Consider the following 17,851-nt stretch of genomic DNA (forward strand, 5'->3'; position numbering starts at 1 on the left):
AAGTGCCGATCATAGGTGATGCCACAATGACGCCTCGCAGGCATTTCGCCCGGCCCCGGCAGCGTCCCGGGCCGATACACCGTCGGGGAGGTCCCATGACGAGGCTGCTGATCGTGGCCGGAGTATGGGCAGTGGCCCTCGCCCTCGGGGTCCTGGCGGTGGTGGTGCACGGGGCCTGGTGGATCCCGGCCGCGATCATCGCGGCGCTGGCCGCGTTGGGCACCTGGGACGTACTGCAGACCAAGCACACGATCCTGCGGGCCTTCCCCATCCTCGGCCATGCCCGATTCCTGGCCGAGTTGTTGCGTCCGGAGATCCGCCAGTACTTCGTCGAGTCCAACACCGAGGCCAGCCCGTTCGACCGGGAGACCCGCGACATGGTCTACGAGCGGGCAAAGGGGATCAAGAGCGACGAGCCGTTCGGCACCGAACGCAACGTCTACGGGCTGGGCTATGAGTTCTTGCGTCATTCGTTGCGCGCCCGGTTGGCCACCGACCTGACCCCGCGGGTGCGCCTCGGCGGCGCCGACTGCACCCAGCCCTACGACATCGCGCTGCTCAACGTCTCGGCGATGAGCTTCGGGGCGCTGTCCGGCAACGCCATCGAGGCGCTCAACGGCGGTGCGGCCCGCGGCGGCTTCGCCCATGACACCGGCGAGGGCGCGATCAGCCCGTATCACCTCAAGCACGGCGGCGACCTGATCTGGGAGATCGGCTCGGGTTACTTCGGCTGCCGCGACGCCGACGGGCACTTCGATGCGGCGCTGTTCGCCGAGAAGGCCGCGCTGCCGTCGGTCAAGGCCATCTCGATCAAGCTGTCCCAAGGCGCCAAACCCGGCCTGGGCGGCGTGCTGCCCGGCGCCAAGGTGACCGCGGAGATCGCCGGGACCCGCGGGGTGCCGATCGGGCAGACCGTCGTCTCGCCGCCCGCGCACACCGCGTTCCACACGCCGGTGGAGTTGGTGCACTTCATCGCGACCCTGCGCAGCCTGTCCGGCGGTAAGCCGGTCGGGTTCAAACTGTGCATCGGTGCGCGCACCGAATTCCTGTCGATCTGCAAGGCGATGGTGAAGACCGGCATCACCCCCGACTTCATCATCGTCGACGGCGCCGAGGGCGGCACCGGTGCCGCACCGCAGGAGTTCGAGGACCACGTCGGCATGCCGCTGACCGAGGGGCTGATGCTGGTGCACAACGCCTTGGTGGGAACCGGGCTGCGCCCGCACATCAAGGTCGGCGCCTCGGGCAAGGTGGCCAGCGGTGTCGACATCGTGAGCCGGCTGTGTCAGGGCGCGGACTTCACGCTGTCGGCGCGCGCCATGATGTTCGCGCTGGGCTGCATCCAGGCGATGAAGTGCAACACCAACCGCTGCCCCACCGGGGTGGCCACCCAGGACCAGGGGTTGGCGCGCGCACTGTACGTGCCGGACAAGATCGACCGGGTGGCCAACTTCCAGCGTGCGACCGTGGCCAGTGCGGCCCAGATCGTCGCCTCGATGGGGCTCGACGGGTTCGATCAGTTGGAGCCGTCGATGCTCAACCGCCGCATCGAAGGACAACGCACCCGCACCTATGCGGAGATCTACGACTGGCTGATGCCCGATGAGCTACTCGAGGACGCACCCGAGTCGTGGCTGTCGGACTGGATCGAAGCCAGCGCCGAGGAGTTTCGCTAGGCGGCGCCGGTCGACCCAGTAGGCCAACAAGCCGCCGACGGTGCCGAGCGCCGCGGACGTGACGATCGACAGCGGGGTGTAGGCCAGGATCATGTAGCCGAAGGCGACCGCGACGGCGAGCAACCCGTAGCGCGCAGTGGTCCAGTGCGCGGGATGCCCGAATCGGGTGCCCACCACCATCCCGAGAACCAGGGCGATCGCATGCCCGACGTTGGTGAAATCACCGCCGGACACTGCGGCCGAGCCGACCGCCACCGCCAGCCACCAGCCGGTCCAGGCCGCCCGCCAGCGCCGCGGTATCGCCGCGGTCAGCGCACCGAGGACACCGATGGCGCCGTAGCTCATCCCCACGTCGGTGACGTCGACCATCGACATCGACAGGGTGCCGACCCCGATCGCGGCAGCCAGGCCGGCGGCGACCAGCAGGGTGGCCCCGATGTGGCCGACGGCGAACGCGACCAGGAGCCGACGACTGCGCCACAGCAGCTCGGCCAGCGCCAGCAGCGCAACCAGGCCGGGCAGCCACACGTAGATGGGTCCGGTGTCGGTGACGAACGCGCTGCCGATCAGGGTTCCGAAGCGTCCGTCGCCCAGGTTGTGCAGATTGGTACTGGCGTGCCGAATCACCTGGTCGCGGACGTGGGGGCCCAGGAGGAGCAGCGCCGTCGCCACCGCAACCAGGGCGGTGGTGTAACCGAGGGTCACCCGGACGCGGGCCAGGCGCGCGAAGACTGCGACGAACATCGACATCCACTATGCCTGCGAGTCGGGGTCGTCCGCTTCCTCCTCAGGCGGGACGTCTTTGCGGGTGCGCAGCCGGTACATCGCCAGATCGGGGGGCACCCCATGGGCACGTGACCCGAAGACCTGGCGCCGTACCCGCTTGACGGTCACCCCGAGTGCGTCGAGGTCGTCCTGGTCGATCAGCCCCAGGGTCGTTTCGGAGACAATAAGTCCGCCTCGCGTGGCGCGTTCCATCACCCTGGCCGCGATGTTGACGTCGACGCCCAGCCAGTCCGACCCGATGCGCTGGGGCCGGCCGGTGTGGATCCCGGCGCGCATCCGCGGTGTATAGCCGTCGACCTCGACATTCCTGACCGCCTCGCGGGCCGCGATCGTCGCCCGCACCGCGGTGGCCGGCTCCGGGAAGACCGCCATCATGCCGTCACCCATGCGCTTGACGATGTGCCCGCCGGCGTCGAGCAGCGGTGGCTCGGCGACCTGGGCCACCCGGCGCAGCAGCCGAAGCGTGGCGTCGTCACCGGCCTGCAGCGACCAATCGGAGAAGCCGACGAGATCGGTGAACACCAGCGTCACCTCGGCATTGGCCGGACGCCCCGAGACCCGCTCGGACAGCGCCTGCCAGACCTGAAGTGTGGCCAAACTCACCTCCCGGGTGGCCGCATCCCGGTAGCGCAGCAGCCGGTCGGCCGCCCGCGCGGCGGCCCTGGCGCCGCCGTCTCCCGCTGCCGAAAGCGGATCGCCGAAGTCGGGATCCCCGGGCAGCGCCCGGCGAGCACGTCGGATCAGGGCGATGACGTCAGGGTTGTGGTTGGTGTTGTGCAACCACGCGGCGGGACCTCGTCCGGGCCGCGGAAGTTGATCGACGTCAACAGAGGGAACTGGTTGATCGTCGAACGGCTCGACGTCCACACGCTCAAGGGTAGGGAACGGCTTTCAGCCCGGCCAACGTGTGTGACGGGGCCAACGTCTCACTTCGTCAAACGACTGGTCACAGCTTCGTCGCCGCCGTAGACAACCGACGTTGTCAGACCTACCGTCGGACGATGAGGTCAACGAAGACCCAGAAGGCGGCCGAGCCCACCCCGCTCGGACCGGACTCACTGACGTGGAAGTACTTCGGCGATCTGCGTACCGGGATGCTCGGGGTGTGGATCGGATCGCTGCAGAACATGTACCCGCCGCTGGGCGCGGGCGTCGAGGAGCATTCGATCCTGCTACGTGAACCGCTGCAGCGGGTCGCGCGGTCGGTCTACCCGATCATGGGAGTCGTCTACGACGGCGCGCGCGCCCGGGACACCGGTGACCAGATCAAGGGATTCCACGCCTCCATCAAGGGCGTGGACACCGCGGGCCGGCGCTACCACGCACTGGATCCCGAGACCTTCTACTGGGCGCACGCCACCTTCTTCATGCTCATCCTCAAGGTCGCCGAGTACTTCTGCGGTGGCCTCACCGAGGCTGAGAAGCGTCAGCTGTTCGACGAGCACGTGCAGTGGTACCGGATGTACGGGATGAGCATGCGGCCCGTCCCGGACACCTGGGAGGAGTTCTGCGAGTACTGGGACCGGGTGTGCCGCGAGGATCTGGAGATCAACCGGGCCACCCTGGACATCTTTGATATCCGGATTCCCAAGCCGAAGTTCGTGCTGATGCCCACACCGGTGTGGGACCAGTTGGTCAAGCCGATGGTGGCCGGGCAGCGCTGGATCGCGGCAGGACTGTTCGACCCGGTGGTGCGGGAGAAGGCGGGTATGCGCTGGACACCCGGCGACGAGGTCCTACTGCGCCTGTTGGGCAAGGCGGTCGAAGTCGCATTCTGGGGTGTTCCCGACGAGATCCGACTACATCCGCGGGCCCTGTCGGCCTATCGGCGGGCCGCCGGGCGGCTTCCCGCAGACGGCCCGCTCGTGGAGGCGCCCGGTTTCGTGGCACCCCCGAAAGATCGGCGCGGTATGCCCATGCACTATGTCCCCAGACACAAGAGCCTCGTCGCACGCGCCGGGTCCTTGGTCCACACCACGTTCTCACTCGCCGGACTGCGGCCCGCCCGAGGACGTTCCGCAGCCGCCTGAACCGGAGATTGCCTTGATCGAATGGTCCGACGTCGACCTTGCCGTGCGTGATGCCGTCCGCGAGTTCGTCGACAAAGAAGTGCGCCCGCACGTCGACGAGCTGGAGAGCGGCGACATGGAGCCCTACCCCATCGTCCGAAAGTTGTTCGCCACCTTCGGTATCGACGAGATGGCACGCGAGTCGCTGAACAAGCGGCTGGACCGGCTGCGTGCCGGCGAGCCGTCGAAGTCCGGTGGCGGCGGCGGCATGTTCGGCGAGGGCGGCTCGGGCGGTATGGGTTTCGTCCTGCTCGCCGAATTGTGCCGGGTGAGCATGGGTCTGGTCACCGGGATGGGTGTGAGCCTAGGCCTGACGGTGCCGACCATTCAGGGCCGCGGCACGCTGGCCCAGCAGGAGCGGTGGCTGCCGGACCTGGTCACCTACGACAAGATCGGGGCGTGGGCGATCACCGAACCGGATTCGGGTTCGGATGCCTTCGGCGGCATGAAGTCCTATGTGGTGCGCGACGGCGACGACTACATCCTCAACGGGCAGAAAACCTTCATCACCAACGGGCCGGATGCCGACGTCGTGGTGGTGTACGCCAAGCTCGACGAGGGTGACCCGAGCGTGGACAAGCGCGACCGCAAGGTGCTGACGTTCGTGCTCGACCGTGGAATGGAAGGCTTTGTTCAGGCAAAGCCGTTCCGCAAGATGGGGATTCACAGCTCTCGCACCGGCGAGCTGTTCTTCGACAATGTGCGGCTCGGGCGTGACCGGCTACTGGGCGAGACCGAGGACAACTCCTCCGGGGACGGCCGCGCCAGCGCGCGGTCCAACTTCGCGGCCGAACGGATCGGCGTGGTCGCGATGGCGCTCGGAGCGATCGAGGAATGCCTGCGGTTGTGCGTGGACTACGCCAAGACACGGACGCTGTGGGGCAAGGAGATCGGTCAGTTCCAGCTGATCCAGCTGAAGCTGGCCAACATGGAAGTGGCCCGGATGAACGTCCGCAACATGCTGTTCCGGGTGATCGAGTGCGGGCAGACCGGCACCCCGATCTCGTTGGCGGAGGCCTCGGCGATGAAGTACTACTGCTCGCAGGCGGCCACCGACGTGGCGATGGACGCCGTGCAGCTGTTCGGCGGCAACGGCTACATGACGGAATACCGCGTGGAGCAGCTGGCCCGCGACGCGAAGTCGCTGATGATCTATGCCGGCAGCAACGAGGTGCAGATCACCCATGTCGCGAAGGGGTTACTCAGCGGTTAGCGGTGGCGCCGGGGCCGGTTCGGATGTGGTGCGATTTTTGCCCACCTCCGAGCGACAACGGCCCTACTGCCGCATTGCCGCGCCGCCGCACTGCCCCAGCGCCACACCACCGCACTGCCCCAGCCCCCGCGCGCACCGCGCGGGATCACCACCATGGTGATTCTTGCCCGCCTCCGAGCGACAACCGCCGAGCCTCGGCACGAAGCGCGAGCACCCGCTGATCGATTCGGTGCGCGGTGGAGCGGGGAATCGGTCCCGGACCGTAGCGGCCTCGTCCGAGCCGCCGGACGCGGCCGTAACGCACCTCCCAGCGCAGCGCGTCGGAGACGACTTTGCTTGGGCGCCCTTCGATAGCGAAGCCCCAATGGTCGAGCACGTCGAGCAGGGTCGGGATGGTGGCCGGCCCGTGGACTTGGACGTACATCGTTAGCGCGTAGCGGAGTTCGGTCCCCCGCAGAACCATCGCGTTACTCATGCCGCCAACGTCCCACACTGCACCGACACAATCTCAGTTGTCGCTCAGAGGTGGGCAAAAATCATGGTGGTCCCCGACTCCCGCACCTCCGGGAGCAGCCCCGCCGTCCTAGTCGGCAGACAGTGCGCGGGTCAGCGCACGCACCACTGCGCTGCGCCCCAATGCAACCTTGAACCCGTTCTGGCTCAATGGCTCTGCACCCATCAGAGCCTGCCGCGCCGCCGCCTCCAACACCGCCTCGTCGGGCCGCGCGCCGACCAACACCGACTCCGCGGCAGGCACCCGCCACGGCGTGGCCGCCACCCCGCCTAATGCGATAGAGGCCGACGAGATCACCCCGTCGGCCAGCGCCAGGCCCACAGCCGCCGACACCAGCGCGAACGCGTAGCTGTGCCGGTCGCGCAGCTTCACATACCACGAGTGCGGTGCGTACTGCGACGGCGGCAGCTCGACGGCGACGATCAATTCGGCTGACAACAAGCAGTTTTCGACATCCGGGGTATCACCGGGCAAGACGAAGAAGTCAGCCAACCGAACCTCTCGAGTACCCGACGGCCCGTGCAGGTGGACGCTCGCATCGAGTGCCGCCAGGGCAACGGCCATATCCGACGGATTGGTCGCCACGCACTTCTGGCTGGCGCCGAAGATCGCATGCTCCCGGTTGAATCCGTCGCGGGCCGCGCATCCCGAACCGGGCAGGCGTTTGTTGCACTGACCGAACTCGGTCTGCATGAAGTACGGGCAGCGGGTGCGCTGCACCAGGTTGCCCCCGACGGTAGCCATGTTCCGCAGCTGGGTGGTCGCGCCGCTGAGGATGGCCTGCGACAGCATCGGATACCGGCTGCGGATCAGCGGGTGGTTGGCCAGTGCGCTGTTGGTGACGCCCGAGCCGATCAGCACCCCACCGGACGCTGTGGTGGTCACCGACGTCAGCCCCAGCCGCCGGATGTCGACGAGTGCCGGCGGTTGCAGCACACCGTTTTTCATCAGGTCCACCAGGTTGGTACCGCCGGCCAGGTAGACGCCGCCGCTGTCCTGAACTGAACGGATCGCGTCGTCCACCGACGTGGCGTGCCCGAACGCAAATGTCTTCACGCCGAACCCTCCGCCACCGCGGCGATGGCATCGACGATGTTCGAGTACGCACCGCAACGACAGATGTTGCCTGCCATGCGTTCCCGGATCTCGTCCTCGGTGAGTGCCGGGCACCCGTCGAGAGCGGCGCTTCGGTCGCCGTCGAAGGACGCCGCGGAAAGGTCCCCGCGGGCGTGCTCGTGCAGCATCGCGTGCGCCGACGAGATCTGGCCCGGCGTGCAGTACCCGCACTGGAAGGCGTCGTGGTCGAGGAACGCCTGCTGGACCGGCGTCAGGTCGTCACCGGTACCGAGGCCCTCGATCGTCGTCACTGAGGCCCCGTCGACTGAGACCGCCAGCGCCAGGCAGCTGACGATCCGCTCCCCGTCGAGGGCGACGGTGCACGCCCCGCACAAGCCGTGGTCGCAGCCCTTCTTGGTGCCGGTCAATCCGAGGCGCTCACGCAGCAGGTCCAACAGGGTGGCCCGCACATCAACGGTCACCTGAAACGGAATCTCGTTGACGTGCAACGTGATATCGCGACTGTCGCCGGTGTCCATCAGTCCTCCCCCATCAGCTGCTCGACGGTGATCGGCAGGTCCCGCAGCCGCCGGCCGGTGGCATGGTAGATCGCGTTGGCGACGGCCGCCGGCACGCCGCAGGCGCCGATCTCGCCGATCCCGCGCACACCGATCGGGTCCAGCGCGTAGTCCGGCTCGTCGACGAACGTGATGTCGAAGTCGGGCCGGTCGGCGTGGGTGGGCACGTAGTACTCGCCGATCAGTTGCGCGGTGCGGCTGTCGTAGGGCACCTGCTCGAGTAACGCCATGCCGACACCGAAGGTGATGCCGCCCATCACCTGATTGCGCGCCAGCGCGGGGTTGAGCACACGCCCGCAGTCCATCACCGCAACCCAGCGGGTCACCGTGGCGCGGCCGATCGCCTCGTCGACCTCCACTTCGCAGAAGTGCGCGCCGAACGACTGTGACACGCTATCGCGTTGCTCGCCGGCGTCGACGGACGCGGTGAAGCTCAGCTCGTCGAGGTAGCGCTGCCCGCCTGCGGCGATCGCCTCCGCCACGCCGGCGCGGATGCCTCCGGAGACGATCCGGCCGCCGGTGACCGCGATGTCGTCACGGGACCGCCCGTGGAACAGGGATGCCGGGTCGGTGCGGACCAGCTCGATCAGCCGGGCGGCCCACTGCGACCCCGCGGCGTACACCGCCGAGCCCACCGTCGCGGTGGTCTGAGAGGCACCGCTGTACGGCGCGTCCGGGAACGCCGAATCACCGGATTCGAATGTCAGCTGCCCCGGCAGCAGCCCGCTGGCGTCGGCGGCCACCTGGCTCATCGTCGTGCGGACGCCGGTGCCGATCTCATGTGTGGCCGACGCGAACCGCACCGCACCGTCGGCCCCGGTGATCACGCTGCACGAGGCAGGCATACGCCTGCCCGGGTACGTGGCGGTGGCCATCCCCCAGCCGAGCTGCACCCCACCACTGGTCAACGATCGCGGCGGCAGCGGCCGCTTGTCCCAGCCGAAGCGCTGCGCCCCGAGTTCGTAGCAATCCAGCAGGTGCTTACCCGACCACGGCTTGCCGCTGGCCTGGTCGACGTCGGCGTGGTTTCGGATGCGCAGCTCCAGCGGGTCCACCCCCAGGTCGGCGGCCAGCTCGTCGATGGCCGACTCCAGCGCGAACAGCCCCGGCGCTTCACCCGGGCCACGCATGAAACACGGTGTCGGCGTGTTGATCCGGGCGACCCGATGCGACACGACCATGCGGGGCGACTGGTAAAGGAACCGGCTGGAGAGACCGACCGGTTCGCAGAAGTGCGCGACGGTCGACGTCTCGGTCAGGGTGTGGTGTTCGATGCTGGCCAGCGCGCCGGTGTCATCGGCGACCAGCGTCACGTCCTGATAGGTCCGCGGCCGGTGCCCTGTCGAGGAGAACATGTGGTTGCGGGTCAGCACGAGCTTGACGGGCCTGCCGAGCTCGCGGGCCGCGACGGCGCACAGGACCACATGCATCCACAGGAAGCTCTTGGACCCGAACGCGCCGCCGACCAGCGGCGAGATCACCCGAACGTTCGCTTCGGGCAGCCCGAGGTAGGCGGCCAGCGCGGCCCGCTCCCCGGTGATCCAGCGGGTCGCGTCGTGGATCGTGAGCCGATCGTCGTCCCACTCGGCGATGGTGGCCGACAGCTCGATCGGATAGTGCGCGTTGAGCGGCGTCGTGTATCGCGCCTGCAGGCGCACCGGAAGGTCTGGCTCGTCCACTGGGCCGCGGCGGTCCTGGAGTTTCTCTTCCTCGAGTTTGACGAAGTGATCGGGAAGATAGCTGCCGTAACGGATCTCGCCGTTCGTCTCGTCGGGCGGCACCGAACCGGCCACGACGTCCGCGACATGCAGCTGCGCCGGCCGGCTGTCGTAGCGCAGGTCGAACAGCGACGCGGCGTGGGTTGCGTTCTCCGGGGTGTCGGCGACGATCACTGCTATGTGCTGGCCGACGTGCTGGACGGTGAGGTCGGCTAGCGGCGGTCGGCGCTCCATCGGCAGATCGAATGTCATGTCCGCCGGCAGGCGGTGCAGCACAGGGCAATTCAGTGGGGTGAGAACGTGAAGCACACCTGGCGCCGCGTAGGCGCGCGCGGTGCTCTCGCGCAGCGATTCCTCGGTGACCGTGCCGTGGGCGACCTGGGACTGCACGATGGCCGCGTACGTGAGGTTCTCGACCGCCGTGTCCGCGGTGTAGCGGGCCCGGCCGGTCACCTTATCGCGGCCCTCGACCCGGGTCACGGGTAGACCGGTCTGAGCGGTAGCGGGCGTCATCGGGTGAATGCTCTCCCATACTGCGGCGGGTGGTCCAGCGTGGCGCCCAGCCGGGTCTCGGATCATCGCTCACAGGCTACCGCTGTACCGGTCGGTGCGAGTGTGGGACTGTGCGCCCTCAGCCCTGCGCACGCTGCGCGCGGGCGCTCTGATACAGGCAAATCGCCGCGGCGGCAGCAACATTGAGGCTCTCGGCGCCGCCGGTCATCGGGATGGTGACACGGACGTCGGCCAGGGAAGCGATCTCCGCGGACAGTCCCTGGGATTCGGGACCGAACAGCCAGGCGGTCGGCGCACCTAAGTCCGCTTCGGCATCGTCGAGGCTGACCTCGCCGTCCAACGTCGTCGCCAGGGTCCGCAGCCCGGCGACACGCAGCCGGCCCAGGACCTCGGGGGTGTCCGGCTCGACCAGGACCGGCACGTTGAAGATGCTGCCCGCCGAGGAGCGCAGGCATTTGCCGTTGTAGGGATCGACACTGTGCCCGGCGAAGATCACCGCCGCGGCACCCATCGCGTCGGCAAGCCGGATCAACGTGCCGGCATTGCCCGGCTCCGACAGTTCGACGGCGACCGCGACAAGCCGCGGCTGCGACGCCAGCACGTCATCCAGTACGGCGTGCGGGGTCCGGCACACGGCGACCAGGCCCGACGGGGTCACCGTCTCGGAGAGCGCTTTGGCAGCGCGTTCGGTCACCTGGTGGGCCGGCAGGCCGGTCAGCAGTCCGGCGTGGCGCTGCGCAGCGGCCTCGGTGGCGAACACCTCGATCACCAGGCCACTGCGCGCCGCGGCCTCGACCAGATTGGGTCCTTCGGCCAGAAACTGCCCAGCACGACGACGCCCGGTGTGGCGCTGCAGTTTTGCTGCAGCCGCCACCCGGGCGGATCGTTCAGTCAGTACCTCTGACAGGGGTATGTCAGGCGGCTTCGCCGGAAGGAGCGTTGACATCCTCCGGCAGGGCGGCCTTGGCGACCTCAACCAGAGCGGTGAACGCGGCCGGATCGCTGACGGCGATCTCGGCGAGGTTCTTGCGGTCGACCTCGACACCGGCGGCCTTGAGGCCCTGGATCAGCCGGTTGTAGGTGATGTCGTTGGCGCGGGCGGCCGCGTTGATCCGGGAGATCCACAACTTGCGGAACTCGCCCTTGCGGGCACGACGGTCCCGGTAGGCGTAGGTCAACGAATGCAGCTGCTGCTCTTTGGCCTTGCGGTAGAGCCGCGAACGCTGCCCGCGGTAGCCCTTCGACGCCTTCAGTACTGTGCGCCGCTTCTTCTGGGCGTTGAGTGCGCGCTTCACGCGTGCCATGGGGGTGTTCCTATTCTCGTTCGGTCAAAAGGGGGTTACGGCGCTCAGCCGTTCAGCATCGCGTTGACACGCTTGGTGTCGTTAGGCGCCACGACGGTGCGTCCGTCGAGGCGGCGGGTCCGCTTGCTCGGCTTGTGCTCGAGCAGGTGGCGACGGTTCGCCTTCTGCCGCACGATCTTGCCGGTGCCGGTCTTGCGGAAGCGCTTGCTGGCCCCGCTGTGAGTCTTGGCCTTAGGCATGTGTCCTCAGTTCTGGTCGTTGTCAGTTTTCGGTGGGAGCGTCGGGCTCTGGGGCGGGCTCTGCCGCCGGCGCTCCGATCGTCTGTTGCGCCGCCTTGGCACGAGTCTTCGCGCCGCGATGCGGTGCCAGCACCATCGTCATGTTGCGACCGTCCTGCTTGGCCGATGTCTCGACGAAGCCGTGGTCGGCTACGTCTGCGGCCAGCCGCTGCAGGAGCCGGTACCCGAGTTCGGGCCGGGACTGTTCGCGACCGCGGAACATGATCGTCACCTTGACCTTGGACCCGGCTTCCAGGAAGCGGATGACGTGACCCCGCTTGGTCGCGTAATCGTGCGGGTCGATCTTGGGGCGAAGCTTCTGCTCCTTGACGACGGTCTGCTGCTGGTTCTTGCGAGACTCGCGCTCCTTGAGTGCCGTCTCGTACTTGTACTTGCCGTAGTCCATGATCTTGCAGACCGGAGGTCTGGCATCAGGGGCCACTTCCACAAGGTCGAGATCGGCATCCGCGGCGACGCGGAGGGCGTCTTCGATGCGCACGATGCCTACCTGCTCGCCGCCCGGTCCGATCAAGCGGACTTCGGGTACGCGGATGCGCTCGTTGACGCGTGTCTCAGTGCTGATGGGGCCTCCCTGGTTAGCGTTTCTGGGCTGACCGCCCGCGACGTGACACAGCGAGATCAGCGGCGGAGAAACCACGCCACCAGCGAGAAGGCCCTGCATATAGCAGGGCCCAATGCCGACCGATCACGGCCTGAAGCCGTCTGCGAAACCGCAGAACAGATACCCTTTCGGTATCTGCGACCGGACCGCGTGGCCTTCGGACATGTCCGCGGCCGGCGGTGGGAGTGGGACTCCACTTGCTGTCCCTGGCGTACGCCGGGACGGTCGTGCATGCCAGTCTAACAGGCATGACGGATTCCCCTAGCATCCGCGATCTGGCCGATATCCCGGCCGTCGAGGTCATCACCCGGGCCGCGGTGATGCTGATGAGCGCCGCCGCCGAGAAACTCGGTCTGGCCGACGCCGACCCGGATGCCAGCGACCATCGCGACCTCGACGAAGCGCGCCGGCTCATCACCGCCCTTGCGGGTCTGGTCACCGCCTCGGCGGAGTACCTGGGCCCGCATGCGGGTCCGGTGCGCGACGGCCTGAAGACGTTGCAGCTCGCATTCCGGGAAGCCAGCGCCGCACCCGAGGAACCGGGCAGCGGTCCGGGCGAGAAGTACACCGGCCCGGTGTGGTAGCGGTGCAGGCATTTCGCAGGACAACGGAATATCCTCGCGGCCTATGACCGTCACCACGAGTCGGCCAATCTCACGCTTCCACTGGGTGCCCGCCGCAGCCGGCTGGCTCATCGGCGTCATCGCCACGTTGTCGCTGCTGTCGAGCCTCTCGCCGCTGCTGCGCCACATCATCAAGGTGCCGCGCGAGTTCATCAACGACTACATCTTCAACTTCCCCGACACCAGCTTCGCGTGGGCGTTCGTGCTGGGACTGCTCGCCGCCGCACTGGCGGCCCGCAAACGCATCGCCTGGTGGATCCTCGTGTTCTACATGGCCGCGGCAGCGGTGTGGAACGCCGTCGACCTGCTCACCGGCAAGGAGTCGGCCGCCGTCGACGTCGGCGAGGTCATCGGTGTGGTCTTCCACGTCGCGTCGATCGGTTTCCTGCTGCTGGCCTACCGGGAATTCTGGGCCAGGGTTCGTCGCGGCGCGTTGCTCAAGGCAGCGGCCACCCTGGCCGCCGGCATGACGATCGGCACGTTCGTCGGATGGGGTCTACTCGAGTTCTTCCCGGGAAGCCTGGCCCGCGAAGACCGGTTCTGGTACGCCCTCAACCGCGTCGGCGCGTTCGCCGGCGCCGGTGCCGACGCCTTCACCGGGCACCCGCACGTCTTCGTCAACGCGCTGCTCGGCTTGTTCGGCGCGCTGGCTCTCATGGTGGCGGCCGTCGTGTTGTTCCAGTCCCAGCGAGCCGAGAACGCACTGACCGGTGAGGACGAATCGGCGATCCGGGGACTGTTGGAGGTCTACGGCAAGAACGACTCCCTGAGCTATTTCGCCACCCGCAGGGACAAGTCGGTGGTCTTCGCCCCCAGCGGCCGGGCCGCGATCACCTACCGCGTCGAGGTCGGGGTGTGCCTGGCCAGTGGCGACCCGATCGGCGACCCACGCACATGGCAACAGGCCATCGCCGCCTGGCTCGGGCTGTGCCAGGACTACGGGTGGGCGCCAGGGGTGATGGGCGCGAGTTCTACTGGGGCGCAGGCCTTTCGCGAGGCCGGGCTCAATGCCCTGCAGCTGGGCGACGAGGCGATCCTCTACCCGGACAAGTTCCACCTTTCCGGCTCCGACATGCGTGCGGTGCGCCAGGCCGTCACCCGTGCCCGCCGGGCCGGGCTGACCGTCCGGTTCCGTCGGCATCGCGACTTCTCCGCCGAGGAGATGGCCGCGGTGATCAAACGCGCAGACACCTGGCGCGACACCGAGACTGAACGCGGCTTCTCGATGGCGCTGGGCCGCCTCGGTGATGCCGCCGACGGTGACTGCCTGCTGGTCGAGGCAGTAAGCGGCGACGGCTCGGACGGATCCGGTGGTGACGTCGTAGCGATGCTCTCGCTGGTTCCCTGGGGCAACAACGGACTGTCACTGGACCTGATGCGCCGCTCACCGCAATCCCCCAACGGCACCATCGAACTGATGGTCAGCGAACTGATGCAGAACGCCGAAGACCTCGGCGTGAGCCGGGTTTCGCTGAACTTTGCGATGTTCCGCTCGGCATTCGAGCAGGGCGCCCAACTGGGCGCCGGCCCGGTGGCACGGCTGTGGCGGGCACTGCTGGTGTTCTTCTCGAAGTGGTGGCAGCTGGAGACCCTGTACCGGTCGAACATGAAGTACCTGCCGCACTGGGTGCCGCGCTACGCCTGCTACGAGGACGCCCGGTTGATTCCCCGGGTCGGGGTGGCCTCGGTGATCGCCGAAGGCTTCCTGGTGCTGCCGTTCTCCCGGCGTGCCAAACAGCACACCGGCCACTACTCGGCGGTCCCGCATGACTTGGCCGCCAGCGGCCGGTTACATGCCGACGGCAGCGCGCCCGACGTCGACAAACCGCTCATCGGGGGCACCGCAGAGTCCACCGCGCCGCGACTACCCGATCAGGTCCGCGTACGGATGGCCAAACTGAAGACGTTGCAGAACAACGGTATCGACGCCTACCCGGTCGGCTCTCCCCCGAGCCACACGGTGGCCCAGGCCGTGGCGGAAGCTGACGACGTCACCCTGACCATCGCCGGGCGGATCCTGCGCACCCGCGACTACGGCGGCGTGGTGTTCGCCCTGCTTCGGGACTGGTCGGGAGATGTGCAGCTGCTGCTGGACAAGTCAACGCTCGACGGTGCCGCCGAGGACTTCGCCGCCGTCGACCTCGGTGACCTTGTCGAGGCCGGCGGCCACATGGGCTACAGCAAGAACGGCACCCGTTCGCTCATCGTGAAGCAGTGGCGGCTGATCGGAAAGTGCTTGCGGCCCTTGCCCGACAAGCGAAAAGGATTGCAGGACCCCGAGGCCAGGGTGCGCGCCCGATACGTCGACCTGGCGATCAACCCGGAAGCGCGCGACCTGATCCGGGCCCGCAGCAACGTCCTGCACGCCATCCGGGAAACACTGTTCGCCAAGGGCTTTCTGGAAGTCGAGACGCCGATCCTGCAGCAGATCCACGGCGGGGCCAACGCCCGGCCATTCGCTACCCACATCAACGCCTACGATCTCGACCTGTATCTGCGCATCGCTCCTGAGCTTTATCTCAAGCGACTCTGCGTGGGCGGTGTGGAGCGGGTGTTCGAACTGGGCCGCGCGTTCCGCAACGAAGGCGTCGACTTCAGCCACAACCCGGAGTTCACCCTCCTGGAGGCCTATCAGGCGCATGCCGACTATCTGGTGTGGATCGACGGTTGCCGCGAGCTGATCCAGAACGCGGCGATCGCCGCCAACGGATCAGCAGTGGTGATGCGGCCCGCTGCAGGCACTGCCGGCGCCGACGAGAAGCTCGAGCCCGTCGACATCTCCGGAACCTGGCGGGTCAAGACCGTGCACGACGCCGTATCCGAAGCCCTGGGCGAGCGGGTCGACGCCCAAACCGAACTACCCGTGCTGCGGCGTCTGTGTGACGCTGCCAAGGTGCCGTACCTGACGCATTGGGATGCGGGTGCGGTGGTTCTGGAGCTCTACGAGCGGCTGGTCGAAGACCGTACCGAAGCGCCCACGTTCTACACCGACTTCCCGACGTCGGTATCGCCGCTGACCCGGCCGCACCGCAGCATCCCCGGCGTCGCCGAACGTTGGGACCTGGTGGCCTGGGGTGTCGAACTGGGGACCGCCTACAGCGAACTCACCGACCCGGTGGAGCAGCGCCGCCGGTTGCAGGAGCAGTCACTGCTGGCCGCCGACGGTGACCCGGAGGCCATGGAACTCGACGAGGACTTCCTGCAGGCCATGGAGTACGCCATGCCTCCGACCGGCGGGATGGGCATGGGTGTCGATCGTGTAGTCATGCTGATCACCGGCCGAAGCATCCGCGAGACGCTGCCGTTCCCGCTGGCCAAGCCCCGCTGAGCAGCCGATATTGACGCCGGCTCACTGCTGACTCACAGCGACCTCCAAGGTCGCGTGGTCACCATGGAGCGGTGACACCTTCGACGACGATGGTCGCCGACACGTTCCTCGCGGACCCGGCGAGTCCGTTCCACCAACGCATTTCGTTGATGCACGGCTGGGTGCCACTGACCGCCCAGATCGTCGCCGCCGTCGTGCTGGTCCTGGCGATGGGCTGGCGATCCCGGCGCTGGCGCCTGCTGTGGCTGCCCGTCGCCGCCGCGGTGGGCGCCCTGATCGCGGGCTACACCTACTGGAATATCGCCGACAACGGACTGGCCGGCGATCCGGCACCCCGGCAGCTGTGGGTGTGGATCGGTGTCACCGGCCTGGCCGTGACGGTGGCGGTCGTGGGCTGGCGCGGTGCTCGCTGGTGGCGGCGCACCATGTCGGTGCTGGCGATCCCGCTCTGCGCGTTATGCACCGCGCTGATGCTCAACCTGTGGGTGGGTTACTTCCCCACCATGCAGACCGCCTGGAACCAACTGAGCGCAGGTCCGCTGCCCGATCAGACCGACCGCGCCACCGTGACCGCGATGGTGGCTCACCACAGCATTCCGGCCACCGGCACCGTCGTGTCGGTGACCATTCCCGGTGACGCGTCGCACTTCAAACACCGCAGCGAGTGGGTCTACCTGCCGCCGGCGTACTTCGCCACCAACCCGCCGCCCGCACTGCCCACCGTGATGATGATCGGCGGCGAGTTCAACACACCGGCCGACTGGATGCGGGCGGGCAATGCCATCAAGACCATCGACGAGTTCGCCGCCGCGCATCACGGCAACGCACCGGTGTTCGTTTTCGTCGACTCCGGCGGCTCGTTCAACAATGACACCGAATGCGTCAACGGCCCGCGCGGCAACGCCGGCGACCACCTCACCAAAGACGTAGTGCCCTACATGGAATCGAACTTCGGGGTCAGCAGGGACCGCGCCCACTGGGGCATCGTCGGCTGGTCGATGGGTGGCACCTGCGCCGTCGACCTGGCCACCATGCATCCCGACATGTTCAGCTCACTGGTCGACATCGCCGGCGACTTCGCCCCTAATTCCGGTAACAAGACGCAGACGATCGACCGGCTGTTCGGTGGTGATGCCGCAGCGTACGCGTCGTTTGATCCGGCCACGGTGATCACTAAACATGGCCCTTACCAAGGCATCTCGGCCTGGTTCGCGATCTCGGGCAATCCGTCGAGCACCCCGACGGCGCCGCAGGCCATCAACGTCGGGGCGACCGGCCTTGGCGGGCGCGACGCCAACCCCAACCCGGGCGACCAGACGTCGGCGGCCAATTCCCTGTGCGCACTGGGCAGCGCCCACGGCATCAACTGTGCGGTGGTGGCCCAACCGGGCAAGCACGACTGGCCGTTTGCGGCGCGGGTGTTCACCGCCTCACTGCCCTGGCTGGCCGGCCAGATCGGCACACCCGGGGTGGCACCACAGGCGCTGCCAGGGCCGCCCGCAGGCCCGCCGGAACCGGTGACGATCGCCGCGTCCGCCGGTCCACCGCCACTCCAAGCCGCCGTGCGCTAACC

Annotated in this window: 15 protein-coding genes and 1 pseudogene; 6 read left to right on the plus strand and 10 right to left on the minus strand. The window is 67.8% G+C overall.

What is annotated here, in order from left to right; genetic code table 11:
- Window positions 1–95 precede the first annotated feature (95 nt).
- Complete coding sequence (locus tag HBE64_RS10915) at window positions 96–1,676, plus strand: FMN-binding glutamate synthase family protein (protein WP_167101512.1); 1,581 nt, start codon at window positions 96–98, stop codon at window positions 1,674–1,676.
- Here HBE64_RS10915 and HBE64_RS10920 read toward each other — a convergent pair.
- Window positions 1,608–2,420 carry a rhomboid-like protein gene (locus tag HBE64_RS10920; RefSeq protein WP_243841635.1) on the minus strand — a complete coding sequence of 271 codons (813 nt, stop codon included), beginning with the start codon at window positions 2,418–2,420 and terminating at the stop codon, window positions 1,608–1,610. The two genes, HBE64_RS10915 and HBE64_RS10920, sit on opposite strands and share 69 nt — an antisense overlap.
- A 9-nt stretch (window positions 2,421–2,429) precedes the next feature.
- The gene (locus HBE64_RS10925) at window positions 2,430–3,329 is read right to left on the minus strand and encodes an adenylate/guanylate cyclase domain-containing protein (RefSeq protein ID WP_167101514.1); all 900 of its coding nucleotides are present in this window, start codon (window positions 3,327–3,329) and stop codon (window positions 2,430–2,432) included.
- A gap of 134 nt (window positions 3,330–3,463) precedes the next feature.
- On the opposite strand from HBE64_RS10925, the gene HBE64_RS10930 reads away from it, so the two are divergent.
- Both HBE64_RS10930 and HBE64_RS10935 read left to right on the plus strand, forming a co-directional pair.
- Window positions 3,464–4,492, plus strand: a complete 1,029-nt coding sequence (locus HBE64_RS10930) for an oxygenase MpaB family protein (RefSeq protein ID WP_167101515.1) — start codon at window positions 3,464–3,466, stop codon at window positions 4,490–4,492.
- Between the two features lie 13 nt (window positions 4,493–4,505).
- Window positions 4,506–5,744, plus strand: a complete 1,239-nt coding sequence (locus tag HBE64_RS10935; protein ID WP_167101517.1) for an acyl-CoA dehydrogenase family protein — start codon at window positions 4,506–4,508, stop codon at window positions 5,742–5,744.
- 162 nt (window positions 5,745–5,906) lie between these two features.
- Here the strand turns inward: HBE64_RS10935 and HBE64_RS10940 are convergent.
- From HBE64_RS10940 to infC, 8 genes and pseudogenes are all read right to left on the minus strand, one after another.
- Window positions 5,907–6,237: pseudogene (locus tag HBE64_RS10940) on the minus strand (hypothetical protein); the annotation flags it as partial.
- Between the two features lie 90 nt (window positions 6,238–6,327).
- The gene (locus HBE64_RS10945; RefSeq protein WP_167101521.1) at window positions 6,328–7,314 is read right to left on the minus strand and encodes a xanthine dehydrogenase family protein subunit M; all 987 of its coding nucleotides are present in this window, start codon (window positions 7,312–7,314) and stop codon (window positions 6,328–6,330) included.
- Window positions 7,311–7,853: a (2Fe-2S)-binding protein gene (locus HBE64_RS10950; RefSeq protein WP_167101523.1), complete on the minus strand. Its 543-nt coding sequence runs from the start codon at window positions 7,851–7,853 to the stop codon at window positions 7,311–7,313. The genes HBE64_RS10945 and HBE64_RS10950 overlap by 4 nt, the downstream gene beginning before the upstream one ends.
- Window positions 7,853–10,123 carry a xanthine dehydrogenase family protein molybdopterin-binding subunit gene (locus HBE64_RS10955; protein ID WP_167101525.1) on the minus strand — a complete coding sequence of 757 codons (2,271 nt, stop codon included), beginning with the start codon at window positions 10,121–10,123 and terminating at the stop codon, window positions 7,853–7,855. Before HBE64_RS10955 ends, HBE64_RS10950 begins: the two co-directional genes overlap by 1 nt.
- A 118-nt stretch (window positions 10,124–10,241) precedes the next feature.
- On the minus strand, window positions 10,242–11,069 hold the full coding sequence (locus HBE64_RS10960; protein WP_167101527.1) for an RNA methyltransferase: 828 nt from the start codon (window positions 11,067–11,069) through the stop codon (window positions 10,242–10,244).
- Window positions 11,038–11,427: a 50S ribosomal protein L20 gene (gene rplT / locus HBE64_RS10965; protein ID WP_011780528.1), complete on the minus strand. Its 390-nt coding sequence runs from the start codon at window positions 11,425–11,427 to the stop codon at window positions 11,038–11,040. Before rplT ends, HBE64_RS10960 begins: the two co-directional genes overlap by 32 nt.
- Before the next feature lie 44 nt (window positions 11,428–11,471).
- Window positions 11,472–11,666, minus strand: a complete 195-nt coding sequence (gene rpmI, locus HBE64_RS10970; RefSeq protein ID WP_167101529.1) for a 50S ribosomal protein L35 — start codon at window positions 11,664–11,666, stop codon at window positions 11,472–11,474.
- Between the two features lie 22 nt (window positions 11,667–11,688).
- Entirely contained in the window at window positions 11,689–12,288 is a 600-nt protein-coding gene (infC, locus tag HBE64_RS10975) for a translation initiation factor IF-3 (RefSeq protein ID WP_167109057.1), read from the minus strand.
- A gap of 287 nt (window positions 12,289–12,575) precedes the next feature.
- Here infC and HBE64_RS10980 point away from each other — a divergent pair, with 287 nt between their 5' ends.
- The 3 genes from HBE64_RS10980 (at window position 12,576) to HBE64_RS10990 (ending at window position 17,849) form a co-directional block, all read left to right on the plus strand.
- Window positions 12,576–12,911 (plus strand): DUF1844 domain-containing protein, encoded by a 336-nt coding sequence (locus tag HBE64_RS10980; RefSeq protein WP_167101532.1) that lies wholly within the window; start codon window positions 12,576–12,578, stop codon window positions 12,909–12,911.
- A 43-nt stretch (window positions 12,912–12,954) separates the two neighbouring features.
- Window positions 12,955–16,278: a bifunctional lysylphosphatidylglycerol synthetase/lysine--tRNA ligase LysX gene (gene lysX / locus HBE64_RS10985; protein WP_167101535.1), complete on the plus strand. Its 3,324-nt coding sequence runs from the start codon at window positions 12,955–12,957 to the stop codon at window positions 16,276–16,278.
- A gap of 89 nt (window positions 16,279–16,367) precedes the next feature.
- Window positions 16,368–17,849, plus strand: a complete 1,482-nt coding sequence (locus tag HBE64_RS10990; RefSeq protein ID WP_208300674.1) for an alpha/beta hydrolase family protein — start codon at window positions 16,368–16,370, stop codon at window positions 17,847–17,849.
- The last annotated feature ends 2 nt before the right edge of the window (window positions 17,850–17,851 follow it).

Origin of the sequence: Mycobacterium sp. DL592, from assembly GCF_011694515.1 — a bacterium.
Lineage (GTDB): Bacteria > Actinomycetota > Actinomycetes > Mycobacteriales > Mycobacteriaceae > Mycobacterium.

Coding starts and splice junctions, on each gene's coding strand:
- HBE64_RS10915 (WP_167101512.1), top strand. CDS start 96: ATGACGAGGCTGCTGATCGTGGCCGGAGTATGGGCAGTGGCCCTCGCC.
- HBE64_RS10920 (WP_243841635.1), bottom strand. CDS start 2,420: ATGTTCGTCGCAGTCTTCGCGCGCCTGGCCCGCGTCCGGGTGACCCTC.
- HBE64_RS10930 (WP_167101515.1), top strand. CDS start 3,464: ATGAGGTCAACGAAGACCCAGAAGGCGGCCGAGCCCACCCCGCTCGGA.
- HBE64_RS10950 (WP_167101523.1), bottom strand. CDS start 7,853: ATGGACACCGGCGACAGTCGCGATATCACGTTGCACGTCAACGAGATT.
- HBE64_RS10955 (WP_167101525.1), bottom strand. CDS start 10,123: ATGACGCCCGCTACCGCTCAGACCGGTCTACCCGTGACCCGGGTCGAG.
- HBE64_RS10960 (WP_167101527.1), bottom strand. CDS start 11,069: ATGTCAACGCTCCTTCCGGCGAAGCCGCCTGACATACCCCTGTCAGAG.
- rplT (WP_011780528.1), bottom strand. CDS start 11,427: ATGGCACGCGTGAAGCGCGCACTCAACGCCCAGAAGAAGCGGCGCACA.
- rpmI (WP_167101529.1), bottom strand. CDS start 11,666: ATGCCTAAGGCCAAGACTCACAGCGGGGCCAGCAAGCGCTTCCGCAAG.
- HBE64_RS10980 (WP_167101532.1), top strand. CDS start 12,576: ATGACGGATTCCCCTAGCATCCGCGATCTGGCCGATATCCCGGCCGTC.
- lysX (WP_167101535.1), top strand. CDS start 12,955: ATGACCGTCACCACGAGTCGGCCAATCTCACGCTTCCACTGGGTGCCC.
- HBE64_RS10990 (WP_208300674.1), top strand. CDS start 16,368: ATGGTCGCCGACACGTTCCTCGCGGACCCGGCGAGTCCGTTCCACCAA.